The sequence below is a fragment of the Bacillus sp. SN32 genome (genome assembly GCF_002837495.1).
Classification (GTDB): Bacteria; Bacillota; Bacilli; order Bacillales; family Bacillaceae; genus Bacillus; species Bacillus subtilis.
On the sequence record NZ_PJCT01000001.1, the window covers coordinates 1,062,421 to 1,082,835 of the forward strand.

Sequence of the window (20,415 nt, forward strand, 5' to 3'; positions counted from 1 at the left end):
ATAATGAAAAAATGTCTTCTATTTCTAACAACCATTGCACTTATTCTGTCATTAAGCACAAATGCATTTGCGAAAAATACATCAGGCGATTTATCACAAAAACAAGCATTACAGTTGGCATTATCCGCTAGAGAACATTTTTGGAACACCATGAGCGGCCACAATCCAAAGGTGAAAAAAGCAGTTTGCCCATCAGGCACATTCGAGTATCAAAATCTTCAATATGTATACATGTGCAGTGATCTAGGCACTAAAGCAAAAGCGGTGAATTACTTAACTCCTATTTTTACAAAAACAGCAATCGAAAAAGGCTTTAAAGATTATCATTTCACTGTTTCAAAAGGAAAGCTTGCTGTTCCAATCGGTGACGGAGACAATCTTTTGAATTGGAAAAAATCAACTGCTAAACTGGTCTCTAAAAAAGGCGGCACAATCACATACGAATTTACCGTCCCTACATTAGACGGATCCCCTTCTGCAAAACGGAAAGTGACATTCGTGAAAGAAAATAAAAAATGGAAAGTCAATCAATTTGACGCAGTTATATAAGAAAAACGCCCGGTATAAGCGGGCGTTTTTCTATTTGGTTTGCATAAAGAAAGACAACAGGCGAAAAGTGCCTGTTGTCTTTTTGTGAATATAACGCTCTAGGAGAGATTCGAACTCCCGACCTGCAGTTTAGGAAACTGCTGCACTATCCGCTGTGCTACTAGAGCTTTTGGTATTTATATAGTAGCTCTGATAATCAATATTTTCAAGCGATTTGTATTAAAGCCCTCCAAAAACCTTATACGCGGCTCTTGTCGTATCTTCATCAATACCGATATAGCGCATTGTAATTGATGGTGATGAATGATTCAGTATTCTCTGCAGCTCGGCGATGTCTTTCGTTCGCTGATAAAAATGATAGCCAAACGTTTTCCGGAGTGTATGCGTCCCTATCTCCTCAAGTCCGCACGCCGCAGCGGCCTCTCTTAAAATTCTGTAGGCCTGAATGCGGGAAATCGGCTTCCTGGTCCGCACTGATTTAAAAAGATATTCGTTTTCCTTCATGTCTTTCGTATACTCGTATATTTCCTGTTTCAGCGATTCTAAAATAAGAATCTTTCTTTTCTTTTTCGTTTTGCTTTCAGTCGCCCATAAATGATCTTTATTTTGAACGTCCTTCACTTGCAGCGGCAGAATATCAGAAATGCGGAGCGCGCTGTTGATGCCGAAAATAAACAGAAAATAATCCCGCTTGTTTTTGTTAAGCAAATACTGTTTGACTTCTTGGATTTTCTCTAGACTGCGAATCGGCTGTACAATATGCATCAAAAAACTCCTTAAAAACCGTTATGTAACGTTTTGAGGTCTATGTTACTATTATAGCTGAAAAACGTTGAATGTCAAAGTGCGGCGGCATTTATGTAACATAATATACATAGTGTTACATAAGCTTTTAAAAAAGCTTCTTCAAACCTTCACCCTATAAAATAAGCTTTAAAGCCTCTTATAAAGCTTTTAACCTCTTGGATACTTATTCCCCTACTAATCCTCAAAAATCCTCTTAAAACGAAATCTGACGCTCCCAATTTTCTGGAGCTTCCGCAAAAAAACATAAAAAAAAGACACAACTTCAAATTGTGTCCTAATCCTCATCCTTTACATCAATATCTTCCGGGATTGGTTCATTTAATATTTCCTGCACAAGTGCTTTGTAATTCTCCAGCTGTTCGAGATGCGTTTTGAACTGCTCCTTATAAATCAAAAATTGCTCCCCGTCATGAACGGCTCTGATTTTCCCTTCGAGCACCAAGCTTTTAATATAATCCTCTGAAAGATTTGTATATTCTGCTGTTTCTTCAATCGTTAAATACATATAGCAGTCCCTTCTTAATCCGTATGCTGATTCTAATATAGCACATGGCTCATATCAATATAATCAATTTTGCACAGAAAAACGGCTTTATGCACTATATAATATACCATTTGTCACTTGTGAAAACGCTGTAATTTTTTTACGCTAAGATTGTAACAATACAGCTTCATATAGGAGGGAGAACATGAAAAGAACGTGGAACGTCTGTTTAACAGCTCTGCTTAGTGTTCTGTTAGTCGCTGGAAGTGTCCCTTTTCACGCGGAAGCTAAAAAACCGCCCAAAAGCTACGATGAGTACAAACAAGTAGATGTTGGAAAAGACGGCATGGTTGCGACCGCACATCCTCTTGCTTCTGAAATCGGTGCTGATGTGCTGAAAAAAGGAGGAAATGCTATTGACGCAGCGGTTGCCATTCAATTTGCACTCAATGTAACAGAGCCGATGATGTCAGGTATTGGCGGCGGCGGTTTTATGATGGTGTATGACGGAAAAACGAAGGATACAACGATAATCGACAGCCGTGAGCGTGCTCCAGCAGGCGCAACTCCTGATATGTTTCTGGACGAAAACGGAAAAGCAATACCTTTCTCTGAACGTGTAACAAAAGGTACTGCCGTTGGTGTTCCAGGCACTCTGAAAGGGCTGGAAGAAGCCTTGGATAAATGGGGAACCCGTTCGATGAAGCAATTAATTACCCCTTCTATTAAACTCGCTGAAAAAGGCTTTCCGATTGATTCTGTGTTGGCAGATGCCATTTCTGATTATCAGGAAAAACTTTCACGGACTGCCGCAAAAGATGTATTTTTACCAAATGGCGAACCGCTTAAAGAAGGAGATACCCTTATTCAAAAGGATTTGGCTAAAACATTTAAGCTTATTCGCTCCAAAGGCACTAACGCTTTTTATAAAGGAAAATTCGCCAAAACGCTTTCTGACACTGTCCAGGATTTCGGCGGATCAATGACAGAAAAAGATTTAGAAAATTACGACATTACAATTGATGAACCGATTTGGGGAGACTATCAAGGCTATCAAATCGCTACTACTCCTCCTCCAAGCTCCGGCGGTATTTTCTTATTGCAAATGCTGAAAATCCTTGATGATTTTAACCTTTCACAATACGATGTCCGCTCATGGGAAAAATATCAGCTGCTTGCTGAAACGATGCATTTGTCTTATGCCGACCGTGCGTCTTACGCAGGTGATCCCGAATTTGTAAATGTTCCTCTCAAAGGCTTGCTTCACCCCGATTATATTAAAGAACGCCAGCAATTAATCAACCTAGATCAAGTGAATAAAAAACCGAAAGCCGGTGACCCTTGGAAATACCAAGAAGGATCAGCAAACTATAAACAAGTTGAACAGCCGAAAGACAAAGTAGAAGGCCAAACAACCCACTTTACAGTTGCTGACCGTTGGGGAAATGTTGTTTCCTATACAACAACAATCGAACAGCTGTTTGGAACAGGTATTATGGTCCCTGATTACGGAGTCATCCTAAACAATGAATTAACGGATTTTGATGCGATACCAGGCGGAGCTAACGAAGTACAGCCAAACAAACGGCCTTTAAGCAGCATGACCCCGACGATTTTATTTAAGGATGACAAGCCTGTCCTCACTGTTGGATCTCCTGGCGGGGCCACAATTATTTCATCCGTTTTGCAAACCATTCTCTACCACATTGAATATGGTATGGAATTAAAAGCAGCTGTTGAAGAACCGAGAATTTACACAAACAGCATGAGCTCTTACCGTTACGAAGACGGAGTTCCTAAAGATGTCCTCAGCAAGCTAAACGGCATGGGCCACAAATTCGGCACAAGTCCAGTGGATATCGGAAACGTGCAAAGCATATCGATCGACCATGAAAACGGCACCTTTAAAGGTGTAGCTGATTCAAGCAGAAACGGAGCGGCGATCGGCATTAATTTAAAACGTAAATAAATAAAAAAACTGTACTCGCTTCAAATGAGTACAGTTTTTTTATACACATCTTTAAAATAAAAACTGACAAATGTCTTTATTCTGCTAATGCAGTGTATCAGACCAGAAATCCAACACGTCTATCTTCATCTTTTCATTTCGTTTATCTCATCAAGAAATGTCTGAAACGCACTCGTAATAAAAAAGTCTTTCCTGTGTATAAAGACGATCTCTAAGTCTTGATATGCTGGCGGCAGTTTATGAATCCATACATTTGTACGATGCTCGGAGCCGTCAACAGCGGACTTTGGGAGCAGCGCCGTACCCATCCCGGCGGAAACACCTTTTATAATGGCCTCCAATGTGCCAAACTCTATGATTTTTGGATTGTGTAGGCCTGCTTCCTCTAGTAATCTTTTGACCCTGTCACGATGAGAACAGCCAGCCCCAAAAAAGAGCATCGGCTGCTGAAGCATGTCTTCTGCCGTCCCTTCTCGTGATGAAATCAAAACTAATTCATCATGGGAAACATGGAGTTGTCTAACTGCAGCGTGTTCAACCGGCCCATATACAAAAGCGCCATCAACTTTATGATCAAGAACCTGTTGAATCAAATGATGCGTATCCGCTGTGTTCACTGATAAATCCACTTCAGGAAAACGCCTGAGGAAGGATGCTGCATGCTCAGGCAGATGCGTTACCGCCGTCGTTTCCAGTGATCCGATCCGCAAAGGCCCTTTTGGTTGCCTGCTCATTCGGGTCGATTTTTCAGCTTTGTCTAACAGCGATAATACTTGATCTGCATATTGTAAAAGATTTTCTCCTGCAGCAGTCAGCTTCATCCCCCGATTCGTTCGATGAAAAAGCCTGATATTCAAATCTTCCTCAAGGTTATGCACTCTGGCTGTCACATTCGACTGAACATAATTCAGCATTTGGGCTGCTTTCGTTATGCTTCCTTCGCGGGCGACAGCCTGAAAAATCTTTAAATCTCCGCTTTCCACGCGCTCTCACCTGCTTGCTATGATGAAAAGTGATATTGGCTATCATATTTGTTCATTTTACTCGAAGAAAACCGCTATGTAAAATATGTAAAGATATGAAAATACAATTCAATGAGGAGGCAGACAGCATGAAAGCTGTAATTCACAACGGAAAAGCCGGCCTTCAGGGGTTATCAGTCGAGGATGTTCCATCAACAAAGCCTGGATACGGAGAGGTAAAGGTTAAATTAAAATCCGCGGGCCTGAATCATCGTGACTTGTTTCTTATGAAAAACAAATCGGAACAAGATCCTCACATGATACTGGGTTCTGACGGCGCGGGTATCATCGAAGAGATTGGTGAAGGCGTGAAAAATGTTACTGTTCAGACAGAAGTAGTCATTTTCCCGACATTGAACTGGGATTTAACAGAGAATGTACCACCTGTACCTGAGATTCTGGGAGGTCCTTCGGACGGAACACTTGCTGAATATGTGATCATTCCTTCACAAAATGCAATCAAAAAACCTGCTTATTTATCTTGGGAAGAAGCGGGCGTTTTACCTTTATCCGCTTTAACTGCATATCGGGCTCTGTTTACAAAGGGGCAATTAAAAAAAGGCGAGCATCTATTGATACCCGGCATCGGCAGCGGTGTGGCAACCTATGCTTTATTTATGGCTAAGGCGATTGGGGCAACAGTAAGCGTGACCTCCCGCAGTGAGGAGAAAAGAAAAAAGGCGCTGCAATTAGGTGCTGATTACGCATTTGACAGCTACAGCAATTGGGATGAGCAGTTGCAGGGAAAAAAGGCGGATGTTGTTCTTGACAGCATAGGACCTGCTCTCTTTTCGGAATACTTCCGCCATGTAAAACCAAATGGCCGTATTGTCAGCTTTGGGGCAAGCTCAGGGGATAATCTCAGTTTTCCGGTGCGTTCTCTATTCTTTCCTCAGGTCAATGTTTTGGGAACCTCGATGGGAAGCGGTGAGGAATTTCAAGCTATGCTCGCTTTCATTGACAAACATAAGCTGCGCCCTGTAATTGACCGGATATATCCTTTAGAAAAAGCATGTGAAGCATATAAAAGAATGCAGGAAGGCAGACAGTTTGGAAACATCGGGATCATAATGGAATAAAAAAAGAAACCGGCTGGCAACAAGACCGGTTTCTCTTATATGATAATCCCCTTTATTTACGGAAGAACTGAACTCCCCATCAAATATCGATCCACTTCACGCGCCACTTCACGGCCTTCATTAATCGCCCATACGATTAAGCTTTGGCCTCTTCTTGCATCCCCTGCGGCGAATACACCATCGATATTTGTTTGATAATCCCCATATGCTGCACTGATTTTGTTATTTACTGAATCAACACCGAACTGTTTCAACAGCGGCTGTTCTGTGCCTTCAAAGCCGATAGCGATAAAGACAAGCTGAGCAGGCCATACTTTTTCCGTTCCAGGCAGCTCGCGGAACTCGTATTTTCCATGCTCATTTTTCACTTTTTCCATTTGGATGGTATGAAGCTCTTTCAGCTTTCCGTTTTTATCCGCAACCATTTTTGTCGTTTGAATGGAGTATTCTCTCGGATCTCTTCCGAATTTTGCTTCTGCTTCCTCGTATGCATATTCAAGCGTAAAGACGTGTGGCTGTTCAGGCCACATATTGTCATTCGTGCGGGCTGGCGGAAGTTTCGGGTGTTTGCCGAATTGGTGCACGCTTTTGGCTTTTTGACGCAGAGCAGTAGCCACACAGTCAGCTCCTGTATCTCCGCCTCCGATTACGATGACATCTTTCCCTTTGGCATCAATGAATTGCTTGTCTTTAAAATTAGAATCTAAATAGCTTTTTGTTGCAAGTGTCAGGTAGTCCATCGCGTAATGGACTCCTTTTGAGTCGCGTCCTTCAATTAAGAGGTCCCGCTGTTTTTGAGCGCCTGTGCATAGAATCACAGCATCAAATTGCTCCTTTAGCTCATCAGCTGTAATGTCAACACCGATTTCTGTGTTCGTGACAAAATCAATTCCTTCTTGCGTCAGCAATTTAATTCGGCGTTCTACAATGCCCTTCTCAAGCTTCATGTTTGGAATACCGTATGTTAAAAGGCCGCCCGCTCTGTCTGAGCGCTCAAAAACAGTGACGGAATGTCCCGCTTGATTCAGCTGGTCAGCACTCGCCAGTCCGGCTGGGCCCGACCCGACGATAGCCACTTTTTTGCCTGTTCGTTTTTTTGGAATTCTAGGTTGAATCCAGCCGTTCTCAAATCCTTTATCGATAATGGTCCGCTCGATGTTTTTAATTGATACGGCCGGATCTGAAATCGCTAAAGTGCATGATCCTTCACAAGGAGCGGGACATACCCGCCCTGTGAATTCAGGAAAGTTGTTTGTTTTCAACAGACGTTCCAATGCTTCCTTCCATCTGCCCCGGTAGACAAGATCATTCCATTCAGGAATTAAGTTGTAAATCGGACAGCCGGATGTAAATCCGTTAATGTCCGCACCGATCTGGCAAAACGGTGTACCGCAATCCATGCACCGCGCCCCTTGCCGTTTCGATGCTTCTTCTGAAAAAGGAGCAGAATATTCTTTCCAATCCTTTAAGCGAGTGAGAGGGTCCCGCTCTGCAGGTTTTTCTCTTTTGATCTCCATAAATCCAGTTGGTTTCCCCATGTTCCTCTCCCCTTCCTTACTGTACTACCGCTTGTTTTTGTCCCGAAGCTGCTGTATTCTGCTTTGGCTTCGTGTTGGCCTCAAAAGCGAACATGATGGCTTCTTCATCTGATAAACCTGCAGCTTTTTGCTCTTCGATGCTTGCGAGCATTTGTTTATAGTTTTTCGGAATGACTTTGACGAATTTTTTCACACTGTCTTCCCATTGATCAAGCAGATCTTCTGCTTTTTGGCTGTTTGTATACGCAGTATGTCTTTCAAGCATTGCTTTGATTTGCTGGATTTCTTTCTCATCCTCTAATGATTCAAATAAAATCATCTCAAGGTTGCATTTGCGTTTAAACGCCTTGACATCTTCGGCCAGTACATAAGCGATGCCGCCGGACATACCTGCCGCAAAGTTTTTGCCTACATCACCGAGAACGACAACGCTGCCGCCAGTCATGTATTCACAGCCGTGGTCGCCAATACCTTCTACAACTACGTTCACACCGCTGTTTCGAACGGCAAAGCGTTCACCAGCACGTCCGTTAATATATGCTTCTCCGCTTGTTGCACCGTAAAAAGCCACGTTGCCGATAATGACATTGTCATCCGAAGCAGAGTTGAATCCTTCTGGTGACTTGACGATGATTTTTCCGCCAGAAAGCCCTTTTCCGACGTAATCATTTGAGTCTCCGTCCAAATAAAGCGTCATCCCTTTAGGAACGAAAGCTCCAAAGCTTTGGCCGGCTGATCCCGTAAAGTGCAGCTTGATTGTATCTTCAGGAAGCCCTTCTTCTCCGTAACGCTTTGAGATTTCACTGCCGGTTATCGTTCCGGCTACACGATTTGTATTATTGATTTCAATCGAAATATCAGCTTCTTTTCCAGATTCGATGGCTTCTTGTACAGCCGGGAGAATTGTTGTGATATCAAGCGATTGATCAATTTTATGATTTTGCGGAGCTTGGAATGTCCGCACCCCTTCAGGCTGATAAAGAAGTGTAGACAAATCAAGCTGGCCTGCTTTCCAGTGCCCCTTCGCCCGTTCACTTACATGAAGTACATCAGTGCGGCCGATCATTTCATCAAATGTCTTGAAGCCTAACGCAGCCATGTACTCACGAACTTCTTCGGCAATGAACAGCATATAGTTCACAATATGGTCAGGATCTCCCATGAACTTTTTGCGAAGCTCTGGATTTTGTGTCGCTACACCGACAGGGCATGTATCCAAATGGCAGGCACGCATCATGACACAGCCGAGTACAACTAACGGAGCTGTTGCAAAACCAAATTCTTCGGCGCCGAGCAAGGCAGCCATCACAACGTCGCGGCCCGTCATAAGCTTTCCATCTGTTTCTAATACAACACGGTCACGAAGTCCGTTCAGCATTAATGTTTGATGTGCTTCTGCAAGGCCAAGCTCCCATGGAAGCCCTGTATGTTTAATACTGGTTTTCGGAGAGGCACCTGTACCCCCGTCGTACCCGCTGATCACAATGACATCTGCAGTCGCTTTGGCAACACCTGCAGCAATTGTTCCTACACCTGCTTTTGACACCAGCTTTACGCTGATTCTTGCGTCACGGTTGGCATTTTTCAAATCGTGGATCAGCTGGGCTAAATCCTCAATCGAATAAATGTCATGGTGTGGCGGAGGTGAGATTAATCCGACACCTGGCGTTGACCCGCGGACATCGGCAACCCATGGATATACCTTGTTGCCAGGAAGCTGCCCGCCTTCACCCGGCTTAGCACCTTGAGCCATTTTAATCTGCAGCTCGTCAGCATTGACGAGGTAATGGCTTTTGACACCAAACCGTCCGGATGCAATTTGTTTGATCGCACTTCTTCTATCATCGCCGTTCTCATCTGGAACAAAGCGTTTGGGATCTTCTCCGCCTTCACCGCTGTTGCTTTTTCCTCCAAGACGGTTCATTGCGATTGCTAAAGCTTCGTGCGCTTCCTTACTCAAGGACCCGAATGACATCGCACCCGTTTTAAAACGTTTGACAATCGATTCAGCGGATTCAACCTCCTCCAACTTCAAAGGCTTGCGGTTTCCGTCAAATGCGAACAAGTTCCGCAAAAATCCGATGCGTTCTTCATCAGCCGCTTTTGTATACTGTTTAAACAGATTGTAATCATTTCTGCGGCACGCCCATTGCAAAGTATGAATCGTTTTCGGATTAAACGCATGATGCTCTCCGCCATTTCTCCATTGGAAGTCACTTCCCGGTTCAAGCGTTTTGCTGTAATCATCCTGATACGCTTCCCGGTGGCGGCGCTGTGCCTCTTCTGCAATTGTTTGTAAATCGATGCCGCCGAGCTGTGATGCAGTACCTGTGAAATAGCGATCGATCACATCGCGGCTGATTCCTACCGCCTCAAAAATTTGGGCGCCTCTGTAGCTTTGCACAGTTGAAATCCCCATCTTTGACATCACTTTTACGACGCCCTCAGTAATGCTTTTTCCATATTTGCTGACCGCTTCTTCATAGCTAATATCCAAACGGCCTTCATCAATTTCCTGCTTGTATGTCGCATAAGCGAGATAAGGGTTAATCGCATCTGCGCCATAACCGATTAACGCTGCAAAGTGATGCACTTCACGTGCTTCTCCCGATTCCACAATAATGCTGACCTTCGTACGCAGCCCTTTGCGGATTAAGTGCTGGTGCAGCGCGCTTACTGCCAGAAGCGGCGGAATTGGTGTGAGGCGTTCGTTCATCTTTTTGTCTGATAAAATTAACAAACTTACGCCTTGGCTGATGGCTTTCTCTGCTTGTGTGAACATGTCCTTTAATCCGCGTTCAAGATCCTCTGAAAACAGCACATCAATTTTTTGGCTTTTTAAATCAGGATGAACAATCGTTTTCAATGCGTAAAACTGTTCATTGGATAAAACAGGTGTATACAGTTTAATCCGGCGAACATTTCGTTCACTCGGATGAAGAAGATCGCCTTCCGCACCGAGCCAAGTCATCGTTGAAGTGACAAGCTGCTCACGAATCGCGTCGATTGGCGGGTTCGTTACTTGTGCAAACAGCTGTTTAAAGTAGTTAAACAGTGATTGCGCTCGGTCAGAAAGTACAGCAAGCGGCGCGTCATTCCCCATTGAACCAAGGGGATCTTTGCCTTCTTTAATAACAGGAATTAGATATTTTTGGATATCTTCATATGTGTATCCGAATGCCTTCTGGCGAGTAAGAAGATCACTAAATTGTTCTTCTTCTCTTGACTCCGGATCAGGATTTACTTGTACAAGCTCTTCTTCAAGCCATTTTTGATACGGATAATCAGTTGCAATTTGTGTTTTGACTTCTTCATCGGAGATAATACGGCCTTCTTCCAGGTCGATTAAAAGCATTTTCCCAGGCTCAAGGCGGTTTTTATATAAAACGTTCTCCTGTTCAACTTCAATAACGCCTACTTCAGATGAGAAGATAATATAATCATCTTTTGTGACATAATAACGGGCCGGACGGAGACCATTCCGGTCAAGGATCGCCCCGATTTGTTTACCGTCAGTAAATGAAATGGCTGTCGGTCCGTCCCAAGGCTCCATCAGGGAGCTATGGTACTCGTAGAACGCCCTTTTTTCCTTGGACATATGCGTATTTTCCGTCCAAGGCTCTGGAATGAGCATCATTGCCGTATGTGCCGGTTTGCGTCCAGCCATCACAAAAAACTCAAATGCGTTATCCAAAATGGAAGAGTCACTGCCATCAGCATTGAGAATCGGCAAAATCTTGTTTAAGTCCTCACCGAAGCTTTCAGAAACAAATTGCTGCTCACGTGCTCTCATCCAGTTGATATTTCCGCGAAGGGTGTTAATTTCACCATTGTGAACCAAATAGCGGTTAGGATGCGCTCTTTCCCATGTAGGGAATGTGTTGGTACTGAAGCGTGAATGAACGAGCGCAAAAGCAGAAACGAATGCTTCGTCTTGCAGATCAGAATAAAATGCATCAACCTGTTCAGGTGTTAAAAGGCCTTTGTAAACAATGGTCTGGCTTGAAAGACTGGCAAAATAAAAATCAAGACCTTCCGTTACTCCCCAATTTTCAGCCTGTTTACGAATGACATACAATTTTCGTTCAAAAGATAAATTGTCCTTTAGATCAGAACTTGCGCCGATAAATACCTGACGGACAAACGGACAGCTTTTTTGCGCCACTGTTCCGATTTTTCCGACATTTACAGGTACAGTTCTCCATCCAAGAACGACTTGGCCTTCTTGTTCAATCAGTGCATTGATTTGCTTTTCAATTTTTTTTCTTTCATCTTCTTTCTGTGAGAAAAAGACCATTCCTACCCCGTAACGTTCTTTTTCTGGCAGATTGATGTCTTTGCACTCTTTTCTAAAGAAAGCATCAGGGATTTGAACCAGTAAGCCGGCTCCGTCTCCTGTATCCGGATCACTGCCTTGCCCTCCTCTATGGTCTAGCTGGCAAAGCATCTTAAGTCCTTGTTTGACAATGTCGTGAGTCTGCTTGCCCTTTAAGTGTGCATATAGGCCGATTCCGCATGCATCATGTTCAAATTCAGGACGGTAGAGACCTTGAGCTTTTGGCATTTGATTGTACGTCATAATTCCTCTCCCCCGATCAATTTCCGATAATACCGGTCATAAAATCTAACAACTCTATAATCATTGTAGGTTTTCAAAACGATATAAACAATATATAATTTAGATCAAAAGAATCTCAAAATGAGATAGATGGATGTGAGACAAACATGGAGCTGCGCCAACTGCGTTATTTTATGGAGGTGGCTGAAAGAGAACACGTTTCAGAAGCCGCTGATCATTTGCATGTGGCCCAATCAGCAATCAGCAGACAAATTGCCAATCTTGAAGAAGAATTAAATGTGACCTTATTTGAGCGTGAAGGGAGAAATATCAAACTCACGCCAATCGGAAAAGAATTTTTGATTCATGTGAAAACGGCGATGAAAGCCATTGATTATGCGAAAGAACAAATTGATGAGTATCTTGACCCGCATCGCGGAACGGTAAAGATCGGCTTTCCTACAAGCCTCGCCAGCCAGCTTTTGCCGACTGTCATTTCAGCGTTTAAAGAAGAATATCCGCACGTCGAATTTTTGCTGCGCCAAGGCTCCTATAAGTTTCTGATTGAAGCTGTCAGAAACCGCGATATTGATCTGGCCTTATTAGGGCCGGTGCCGACGAATTTCTCTGACATAACGGGAAAAATATTATTTACTGAAAAAATTTACGCGCTTGTTCCATTAAATCATCCGCTTGCTAAACAAAAAACGGTTCATTTAATCGATTTGCGCAACGACCAATTTGTATTGTTCCCGGAAGGATTTGTACTTAGAGAGATGGCAATTGATACTTGCAAACAAGCAGGCTTTGCTCCTCTCGTTTCCACGGAGGGTGAGGATTTGGATGCTATCAAAGGGTTAGTGTCCGCAGGAATGGGCGTTACCCTTCTGCCTGAAAGTACTTTTGCTGAAACAACACCTCGGTTTACTGTGAAAATTCCAATTGAGTTCCCTCAAGTAAAACGGACTGTCGGAATCATTAAACCGAAAAATAGAGAGCTTGCGCCTTCTGCGAATGATTTTTATGAGTTTGTCATTCAATTTTTCTCTAAGCTGGAGCAGTATCAATAAAAAAATGAACCCGAGCTTCTATATAGAAGCTTCGGGTTTTTTTCTGCAAATTAATTTACAGGTAAAGAAAAATCCACATGGCAAACAAATGCTTCTTGATCAATTAGAGCTCTGTTTGTCAGTTCCTTTTTCTTTTCCGGTTCTTGAAGCTGTACAGAAGAGTAATTGACGATTCCAAGGCCGATTTCCGTCCCTTTTGAATCCATCAGCCGAACAACTGAACCGCTTTTGAATTTCCCTTTAATCTTCTGTACACCGTCCAGGTATAAACTCGATTGGCCGTTTGTTATTTTTCGTGAACAATCATCTGATAAAAACATTTCACCTTCCGGACCGGAATTAAAAGCGATCCATTTCTCCTTTTGATTCAACGGAAGCGTTCCTTCTGCTTCAAAATAGGTGCCTTCCGCCTGTTCATGAACGGCGTGGTATAAAATATCGCCAGCATCTGCCTGACCTAGGAAACCTTTAATGCCAGACGCCATTACGATTTTAAACGCATCAAGCTTAGAGCGCATGCCGCCGGTGCCAACGATGCTCCCAGTGTCACCTGCGCATGCTTCGATGTCAGGTGTTATTTCACTTACCCGCTGTATCCTTTTCGCTTCTGGATTTGTGCGCGGATTGCCGTCATATAATCCGTCTATATCTGATAAAATCACAAGCATATCTGCATCAATCAAACCTGCGACTTTTGCCGCGAGCGTATCATTGTCGCCAAACTTGAGCCGATTGACAGTAACTGTGTCATTCTCGTTTATGATCGGGATGATGCCGCGCTCGAGCAGTACATTCATTGTATTCCTGACATTGTTGTATCGATATTCATCAGAAAAATCGCTTCTCGTAATTAAAATTTGGGATGCGACATAGCCGTGTGCCAAAAACAGCTTTGAATAAGCCTCCATCAGCAATCCCTGACCGATTGAAGCTGATGCTTGTTTTTCTGGAAGCTTCTCGGGCCTTTGGATAAATCCTAGCTTCCGATATCCCGCCGCCACTGCGCCTGAGGAAACCAAAATCACTTCATAACCGGCGTCTTTGAGTTTGACGACCTGGTCGACCAACGCTTCTAATTTTCGAATGCTGATTTCTCCATGAAGGCTTGTTAATGAACTGCTTCCAATCTTCACAACGACTCTTTTCATGCTTGTATCAGGCGTCACTTTATCACTCCTGATAGCGGCGCTGCAGTTTTTTCGATATCTTCGCTGATTTCCTTTGAACGCTTAGCCGCATGCTTTATTGCTTGAGAAATCGCTTCTCCGCCGCCGCTTTTTTTCAAGGCTTGCAGCCCCGCTGCTGTCGTTCCGTTCGGTGACGTGATATTATCTCTTAAGATCTCAGGATGTTCTCCTGTTTCCATGAGCATTTTTGCGGCACCTAAAAGTGTCTGTGCGCCGATGCTTCGAGATAACTGTTTATCGAGGCCCGCTTCCTCGCCTGTCTTTTCAATGAATTCCATTAAATAATAAAAATACGCGGGGCCGCTGCCTGCAATTCCGGTGAATATATCCATTTGATTTTCTTGGATTGTATAGACTTCGCCCATGCATCCGAGCAATGCTTCGGCCAGCTTCTTCAAGTCTTCCGACACATATTTGCCAAGGGCAATAGCTGTTGCAGAAGCGCCAATCATACTGGAAGTGTTGGGCATCACTCTGACAACCGGCTGTTCATTAAGCAATGATTGTTCAATAAAAGAGGTGGTTATGCCGGCAAGGACCGACAATATTAATTGATGGGGTTGAATACGTGATTTTAGTGATGACAGAGCGTTTTCGGCGTCTTTTGGCTTCATTGCCAAAATGAGCACATCCATGTCTTCAATACATAGCTGGTTCGGCAAGGCGCCTTTGATTCCATATTGAAGTTCAAGTTCAGTTAATCGCTCTGTATTGCTGCGGTTTGTAACGCAGATGTTTTGTTTCGGGATTTTGTTGGCACGAACGATACCTGATATCATTCCTTCCGCCATAGATCCTGCTCCTATAAAGGCTACTTTCTTTTGATCAAAGATCGGTAACATCTCCTTTGTTCGCTTTTTTGTTCGCATTTTCACACGTTTAAAATGTTACCACGTGAGGAAATGATGTCAAGTTTGAAGGTCATCATTGATTTGTATTGTTTCTTTTCGACAAATATGTATAATGAAAAGCAGAAAACACCCGGTTCATACTGCTGCGCCGGGTGTTTGTTTCTATTAAAAATTATCTGAGAGAGCTTTTTCAATCAGTTTTTTACAGCGATCCAGCTCTACCTTCAGCTGTTTTTTATATAGCTTGGCAGCTTCGTAATCTTTAAATTGATAGAGGACGACTTCCTGGAGCTTAGCCCCTTCTTTTTTTACTTTAATTTGTTTTAATATCCCGTCATCAAGAAGCTCATGCAAAGACCGGTATACTTCTGTATGATTTGGTTTAAAACCAATCTCTTTAAATTCAGACCGAAGTACTTCAAGCAGCTTTAACCCATAGAGTCTCTCTTGCTCTGTCATCGTTATCATATAAAGCTTCAAAAATGCGCGCTGTTTCACTAAAAAGCCTGTTGAACTCCTTTTTTCTTCTTTCATCATATGCACTCCTTCTTCTGTCACTGACAACACTATGTACTAAATATTCAATTTTCTTTTATTGTTTTCCTTCTTTATATTAAATACTGATAGTCCAGTCATTTCATGTTTACTGATTATAGGTGTAGCGGAGAAAATAAATTCTTACTGAACATTTGGTGCATAGTTTTCTTAGTTCTATTATAGCCTGCATTCACTGCTATCTTCAATTTAAACGATTGTCAGGTTTACATATCGCATTTTACCGGTACGGATTTCATTCAAATAAAAAAACCTGTCTTTCGACAGGTTTTCATTTTTAAGGATTTGTTGACCATAATCCCGCTGTTTTGATGAAAATGCGTGGATCTAATTTCAATTGTGCCACCATGTACTCAGCAAGATCCTCAGGCTGCATAACTTTTTCAGGGTTACCGTCTGTTAAGTTCAATTCGATAGACATATCACTAGCGACAGTGCTCGGCGTTAACGCGCTGACTCTGATATTATGTTTTCTCACTTCTTGCATAAGAGACTCTGTTAACCCGAGAACGGCAAATTTAGAAGCGCTGTAAGCACTTGTTACAGCTGCTCCTCTTTGGCCCGCTGTAGATGAAATATTAATGATGTCTCCGGCTTTGCGTTCGATCATTTCCGGAAGCACCGCGCGCGTGACATGGTACACACCCATTAGGTTGACTTGAATAATATTTTCCCACTCATCGGCTGACAGATCTAAGAAACCGCCAAATTTGCTGATGCCGGCGTTATTAATGAGGATATCGATATCACCAAGCTGTTCCTTCACTTGAGCTACAGCTTGATTAACCTGATCGGCATCTTTTACATCTGCAGCAGCAAATGCAGCTTTTACACCAAGCGCTTTGACTTCTTCAGCCACTTTTTCTACATTGGCGGAAGTCCGGCCAATTAACCCGATATTCACGCCTTCTTTGGCAAGCGCCAGAGCAGTAGCTCGGCCAATTCCTCTGCCTCCGCCTGTGATTAGTGCAGTTTTATGTTGTAAACTTTGCAATTGAAGCACCCTTTCTTTGTTTACATATGTACGATATCACATTATAAGTACAATACATCCAATACGCAAATCAAACGAACTGTGTAAATATCATTTCTTCTGATTAAAAAAACGGATACAGGGTAATGACATAAGAAAAGGAGTGAACATATGATTATTGTTTATATCAGTCTTGCAGTATTAGCAGTTTCTATTATCTTCTTAGGAGTTAGCGTGATTCAAAACAAGAAAAAAATGGACCCTGCACTAAAGGAGCTTTCCTCTGTTACGCAGGCTATGCAAAAACAAATCGAAGGATTAAAAACAGAAACAGAGCTGCTGACGCAAAAACAAAAGAAGATTCAGCAGGATGTCCAAATGAAAAAATCCGCGTTTCAGCAGACCGCAGCTGAAGTGAAAGAAGTTCCTAAAGCCGTTAAAGAGGTGTGGCAGGCTGGCCATTTAAATAGCAGGTAATGATGAATGATATCCCGTTGTTTCGATCAGAATGGACAATGGGATATCATTTTTTGAGGAGGCTTTCGCATGATTGTAAACCGCAGCTGCTTAAAGGAGTTCGAAGAAAAACTACATTCTCTTCCCTCTTCACTTACAAAGTCGGATTTACTTATTTCTCCATTTCATCTCCATCAAGAAAATGAACTTGACATCTACTATTCACCTCATAATGAATATATCAATCGGACTGCTACGATTGTGATTGCCGGGATCACGCCGGGTTTTTCCCAGATGAAAACAGCGTACGAAACAGCAGTCGAAAGTCTGCGGCAAGGCCGCACTCTTGAGCAAATGGCGGTAGATACAAAAATAGCAGCGGGTTTCTCCGGGTCGATGAGACATAACCTTATCACCATGCTGGATTTATGCGGGCTGCCGCAAGCTTTCGGCATTCAAAGCGCTGCAAAGCTTTTTGGAGAATTACGGCATATGCTCCATACAACTTCCGTTATTAAATATCCTGTCTTTATCCAGCAAAAAAACTATACCGGATACAAACCGGCTATCACTCATTCTCCTATTCTAAGCACTTATGCTTTTGGGCACTTCCCTGCGGAGCTTAACCATGTGACGGGACCAGCTCTTCTCATTCCGTTAGGAAAAGCGGCCGAAACAGTATGTGAAACATTGATCAGACAGCACAGCCTCCAGAATTTGATTTGCCTTAACGGCTTTCCCCATCCATCAGGCGCGAACGGCCATCGTTTGAAACAATTCAGCAAAAACAAAGAGCAACTAGAAACACAAATTCGTTCCTTTGCTGCATTGGTTGATTTCGCTATAGAAAAGAGGAAATAAAAGGGATATGATAAACAAAAACACAAACGTGGGGAGTGGTTGAATGTTTCCTATATTAGAAACGGATCGGCTTATACTTAGGCAAATCACAGATCAGGACGCGGAAGCCATTTTTGCTTGTTTCTCAAACGATGAGGTGACACGCTATTATGGGCTTGAAAACATGGAATCTATAGAACAGGCCATTTCAATGATTCAAACGTTTGCTGCCCTCTACAAGAAAAACGCGGTATACGGTGGGGAATTGAAAGACGGGACACTAAAGAACTGATCGGAACAATTGGCTTTCACGCTCTGGCCCAAAAGCATAGGCGCGCGGAAATCGGTTATGAAATCATCCCGGAGCATTGGCGAAACGGATTTGCATCAGAAGTCATTTCAAAGGTCGTATCTTACGGATTTTCTGCCCTTGGACTGACGCGTATTGGCGCAGTTGTATTTACCGCTAATGAAGCATCAAATCGTCTGCTTCTAAAAATGGGTTTTCAAAAAGAAGGCGTTTTAAGACAGTACATGTATCAAAATGGTACTCCATACGATACAAATGTGTATTCTATTGTAAAACCAAGAGAATGACGTCATTCTCTTGGTCTGTGCGCACATCCCTTTTCCTTTAAAATGTCCGATTCATGACCTGCACCAGCTGTGACGTTTTGATTCTTGATCAATCCCTACAAGATTTTCATCTCTTAAAACAAAGCTAATAACTTTTTTCCCCTACTCATAAATCCCTTTATTGGTTCTTCTTCTTGTGATAAAATCCCCAAGAAAACAAAACGCAGCCGACCACATCAAAATATAAATAACCTGAGTTTTGTATTCCCACATTGAATCCCCCATTTCTACCCCGTGAATGAAAGTCATATACGCTTTTTGCGGCAGTATCGCACAAAGAGCATTCAATATTGGATGATGTGGAGCAAAAGAAATAAAACAGCCTGACAATACACACGTGATCACACTGATACCACTCGTCATCAAACTGATGTTTCGATCCATCACAGAAGCCATAAAGATAGCGAATGCTGTTGCAAGCACTGTAAGAACACCCAGTAACCCAGCAAGAATATTTAAACGGAAACCAATTTCAGCATGAAAGAGTACATTTGTAATCAGGATGGCCAAGTAAGTGGGTATGTATAAACATAAAAAAGTAAAGATAAACTGAACCAACAAATATTTCCCCACATGCACGGGAGACACTAAAATCCTTTTGAAGGTTTTGAGCATCCGGTCTTCTGGATATAACGCAGCTAATGCCACACCTTGCATCAATACAAGCATCATGATAAAGCCTAATATATTCGTTCCCGTTCCCCGTTCCGTCCTTAATTCATCCTCTCCCCGGTAGCTGCCTGGCATTTCTCCAGTCTCAAAAAATTGCTGAATCATTTTTTGATCCGCTTTACTTTTCAACGTGGTTACTTTGTAATCAAGTTGATTTTTTTCTACAATGGCTGCGTATTTCCCTAACATCAGATCAGAAAACTTCGGCTTCTGATGTACCGTTACCACTCTAAATGCAGAATCACTCGGCAAATGATGAACTTCGTCCAGTTCTGTAACAAAAGCGATTGTTTCTTTGAAAACCGGCTTCCCGGAAAACATAATCGCAACGCCAATCATCAGAGGGATAATGATTAATGCAATGATAATAATGGCTTTTTTGGTCAGGATTCGCTCCCACCTGTTTTGGAATAAACTCAGCATATATATCCCTCCGGCTTAAATACAACATGAGAAACGGCAATACAAATGATTGAAGCCAATATTAGTCCTGACATAACAGGCAGCAGCATACTGAAATCATGATCATAAATGAGACGAAATGAACATTCTGTTACCCATTTAATCGGAGAAAGAATCGATATCTGATTGACGGTATCTCCAAATCTATGAATTCCGAAAAATACGCCGCCAAAGAAAACAAAAAAAGCTATCGGAATTTGCATAATCCCATTCGCCTGTTCTTCATTCTTGAACAAACTGCAGAACATTGTGCCAAAACAGCAACCGAAAAATAAAAATACATACAATAAAAGCATGAAATACGTAAGATATTGTCCTCCAAAGTTCAAATGAAAAATCGTTTGGGCTATCAACACATTCATGCTGTACATAATGACACTGAATATAAAGGTTGATAGTAATTTAGAAAGATAAATACTAGTTGTCGAAACCGGCGCATACACAATACGAAGGTTCGCCTTCTTCACCTTTTCCTCCATAAACGTATTAGAGGTCGTCATAGCAATCAGAGCTGCAGTGAAAATCATCATATTCACTCCGTAATAATCATAAGAACTGACCCCGCCTGCTCCAAAGCTGCTTTTCGTAACAAAGCCCATGACCAGAATCAGAACAAAAGGAAAGACCGTATTGGCTATTACAAGAACCGGATTCCTTAAAATATTCATAAAATCAAATGTTATTAATTTTAACAAACTCATTTTGCT

General features: G+C 42.5%; 17 protein-coding genes, 1 tRNA gene and 1 pseudogene. 7 read left to right on the plus strand and 12 right to left on the minus strand.

The window, feature by feature from the left end; translation table 11 throughout:
• The first annotated feature begins 3 nt into the window (after positions 1–3).
• Positions 4–549, plus strand: a complete 546-nt coding sequence (iseA, locus tag CW370_RS05200) for a DL-endopeptidase inhibitor IseA (protein ID WP_014479968.1) — start codon at positions 4–6, stop codon at positions 547–549.
• 94 nt (positions 550–643) lie between these two features.
• Here iseA and CW370_RS05205 read toward each other — a convergent pair.
• From CW370_RS05205 to CW370_RS05215, 3 genes are all read right to left on the minus strand, one after another.
• A tRNA-Arg gene (locus tag CW370_RS05205) sits at positions 644–716 on the minus strand.
• A gap of 52 nt (positions 717–768) precedes the next feature.
• A complete protein-coding gene (locus tag CW370_RS05210; protein ID WP_003231473.1) occupies positions 769–1,314 on the minus strand; it encodes a site-specific integrase in 546 nt (181 codons plus the stop codon).
• Between the two features lie 316 nt (positions 1,315–1,630).
• Entirely contained in the window at positions 1,631–1,861 is a 231-nt protein-coding gene (locus CW370_RS05215) for an excisionase family DNA-binding protein (protein ID WP_003231472.1), read from the minus strand.
• A 184-nt stretch (positions 1,862–2,045) separates the two neighbouring features.
• On the opposite strand from CW370_RS05215, the gene ggt reads away from it, so the two are divergent.
• Entirely contained in the window at positions 2,046–3,809 is a 1,764-nt protein-coding gene (gene ggt, locus CW370_RS05220; RefSeq protein WP_024573328.1) for a gamma-glutamyltransferase, read from the plus strand.
• Positions 3,810–3,934: 125 nt separating this feature from the next.
• On the opposite strand, the gene yofA is transcribed toward ggt, so the two are convergent.
• Positions 3,935–4,792 (minus strand): LysR family transcriptional regulator YofA, encoded by an 858-nt coding sequence (gene yofA / locus CW370_RS05225; protein ID WP_029946498.1) that lies wholly within the window; start codon positions 4,790–4,792, stop codon positions 3,935–3,937.
• A 128-nt stretch (positions 4,793–4,920) separates the two neighbouring features.
• Here yofA and CW370_RS05230 point away from each other — a divergent pair, with 128 nt between their 5' ends.
• On the plus strand, positions 4,921–5,910 hold the full coding sequence (locus CW370_RS05230; protein ID WP_024571769.1) for a zinc-binding dehydrogenase: 990 nt from the start codon (positions 4,921–4,923) through the stop codon (positions 5,908–5,910).
• A 56-nt stretch (positions 5,911–5,966) separates the two neighbouring features.
• On the opposite strand, the gene gltD is transcribed toward CW370_RS05230, so the two are convergent.
• Together gltD and gltB are read right to left on the minus strand one after the other, a co-directional pair.
• On the minus strand, positions 5,967–7,448 hold the full coding sequence (gltD, locus tag CW370_RS05235) for a glutamate synthase small subunit (RefSeq protein ID WP_014479972.1): 1,482 nt from the start codon (positions 7,446–7,448) through the stop codon (positions 5,967–5,969).
• Positions 7,449–7,464: 16 nt separating this feature from the next.
• On the minus strand, positions 7,465–12,027 hold the full coding sequence (gltB, locus tag CW370_RS05240; protein ID WP_024571768.1) for a glutamate synthase large subunit: 4,563 nt from the start codon (positions 12,025–12,027) through the stop codon (positions 7,465–7,467).
• 146 nt (positions 12,028–12,173) lie between these two features.
• Here gltB and gltC point away from each other — a divergent pair, with 146 nt between their 5' ends.
• Positions 12,174–13,076 (plus strand): glutamate biosynthesis transcriptional regulator GltC, encoded by a 903-nt coding sequence (gene gltC / locus CW370_RS05245; protein ID WP_004399246.1) that lies wholly within the window; start codon positions 12,174–12,176, stop codon positions 13,074–13,076.
• A gap of 50 nt (positions 13,077–13,126) precedes the next feature.
• Here gltC and proB read toward each other — a convergent pair whose 3' ends face one another.
• The 4 genes from proB to CW370_RS05265 form a co-directional block, all read right to left on the minus strand.
• Positions 13,127–14,242 carry a glutamate 5-kinase gene (gene proB, locus CW370_RS05250; protein ID WP_024571767.1) on the minus strand — a complete coding sequence of 372 codons (1,116 nt, stop codon included), beginning with the start codon at positions 14,240–14,242 and terminating at the stop codon, positions 13,127–13,129.
• Complete coding sequence (proC, locus tag CW370_RS05255; protein ID WP_010886524.1) at positions 14,239–15,132, minus strand: pyrroline-5-carboxylate reductase; 894 nt, start codon at positions 15,130–15,132, stop codon at positions 14,239–14,241. Before proC ends, proB begins: the two co-directional genes overlap by 4 nt.
• Positions 15,133–15,279: 147 nt before the next feature.
• Positions 15,280–15,648, minus strand: a complete 369-nt coding sequence (rtp, locus tag CW370_RS05260) for a replication termination protein (RefSeq protein WP_003220337.1) — start codon at positions 15,646–15,648, stop codon at positions 15,280–15,282.
• Between the two features lie 298 nt (positions 15,649–15,946).
• Positions 15,947–16,663, minus strand: coding sequence for a 3-ketoacyl-ACP reductase (locus CW370_RS05265; RefSeq protein WP_004399223.1), 717 nt, complete (start codon positions 16,661–16,663; stop codon positions 15,947–15,949).
• 150 nt (positions 16,664–16,813) lie between these two features.
• Between CW370_RS05265 and CW370_RS05270 the strand changes: the two genes are divergently transcribed.
• The 3 genes and pseudogenes from CW370_RS05270 to CW370_RS05280 all read left to right on the plus strand — a co-directional run bounded on the left by CW370_RS05270 (position 16,814) and on the right by CW370_RS05280 (position 18,535).
• A complete protein-coding gene (locus CW370_RS05270) occupies positions 16,814–17,119 on the plus strand; it encodes a DUF948 domain-containing protein (protein ID WP_024571766.1) in 306 nt (101 codons plus the stop codon).
• A gap of 69 nt (positions 17,120–17,188) precedes the next feature.
• Entirely contained in the window at positions 17,189–17,959 is a 771-nt protein-coding gene (locus CW370_RS05275) for a hypothetical protein (protein ID WP_024571765.1), read from the plus strand.
• Positions 17,960–18,002: 43 nt separating this feature from the next.
• Positions 18,003–18,535 (plus strand): annotated as a pseudogene (locus CW370_RS05280) (GNAT family N-acetyltransferase).
• A gap of 141 nt (positions 18,536–18,676) precedes the next feature.
• Here the strand turns inward: CW370_RS05280 and CW370_RS05285 are convergent.
• Positions 18,677–19,669, minus strand: coding sequence for an ABC transporter permease (locus tag CW370_RS05285; protein ID WP_024571764.1), 993 nt, complete (start codon positions 19,667–19,669; stop codon positions 18,677–18,679).
• Positions 19,663–20,409, minus strand: coding sequence for an ABC transporter permease (locus CW370_RS05290; RefSeq protein ID WP_024571763.1), 747 nt, complete (start codon positions 20,407–20,409; stop codon positions 19,663–19,665). The genes CW370_RS05285 and CW370_RS05290 overlap by 7 nt, the downstream gene beginning before the upstream one ends.
• Between the last annotated feature and the right edge of the window lie 6 nt (positions 20,410–20,415).

Bases quoted from the DNA above. Each gene is read 5' to 3' on its own strand.
- proC (WP_010886524.1), bottom strand. From the start codon at position 15,132: ATGCGAACAAAAAAGCGAACAAAGGAGATGTTACCGATCTTTGATCAA.
- ggt (WP_024573328.1), top strand. From the start codon at position 2,046: ATGAAAAGAACGTGGAACGTCTGTTTAACAGCTCTGCTTAGTGTTCTG.
- CW370_RS05290 (WP_024571763.1), bottom strand. From the start codon at position 20,409: ATGAGTTTGTTAAAATTAATAACATTTGATTTTATGAATATTTTAAGG.
- CW370_RS05210 (WP_003231473.1), bottom strand. From the start codon at position 1,314: ATGCATATTGTACAGCCGATTCGCAGTCTAGAGAAAATCCAAGAAGTC.
- gltB (WP_024571768.1), bottom strand. From the start codon at position 12,027: ATGACGTACAATCAAATGCCAAAAGCTCAAGGTCTCTACCGTCCTGAA.
- gltC (WP_004399246.1), top strand. From the start codon at position 12,174: ATGGAGCTGCGCCAACTGCGTTATTTTATGGAGGTGGCTGAAAGAGAA.
- CW370_RS05275 (WP_024571765.1), top strand. From the start codon at position 17,189: ATGATTGTAAACCGCAGCTGCTTAAAGGAGTTCGAAGAAAAACTACAT.
- iseA (WP_014479968.1), top strand. From the start codon at position 4: ATGAAAAAATGTCTTCTATTTCTAACAACCATTGCACTTATTCTGTCA.
- CW370_RS05230 (WP_024571769.1), top strand. From the start codon at position 4,921: ATGAAAGCTGTAATTCACAACGGAAAAGCCGGCCTTCAGGGGTTATCA.
- CW370_RS05270 (WP_024571766.1), top strand. From the start codon at position 16,814: ATGATTATTGTTTATATCAGTCTTGCAGTATTAGCAGTTTCTATTATC.
- rtp (WP_003220337.1), bottom strand. From the start codon at position 15,648: ATGAAAGAAGAAAAAAGGAGTTCAACAGGCTTTTTAGTGAAACAGCGC.
- gltD (WP_014479972.1), bottom strand. From the start codon at position 7,448: ATGGGGAAACCAACTGGATTTATGGAGATCAAAAGAGAAAAACCTGCA.
- CW370_RS05215 (WP_003231472.1), bottom strand. From the start codon at position 1,861: ATGTATTTAACGATTGAAGAAACAGCAGAATATACAAATCTTTCAGAG.
- CW370_RS05285 (WP_024571764.1), bottom strand. From the start codon at position 19,669: ATGCTGAGTTTATTCCAAAACAGGTGGGAGCGAATCCTGACCAAAAAA.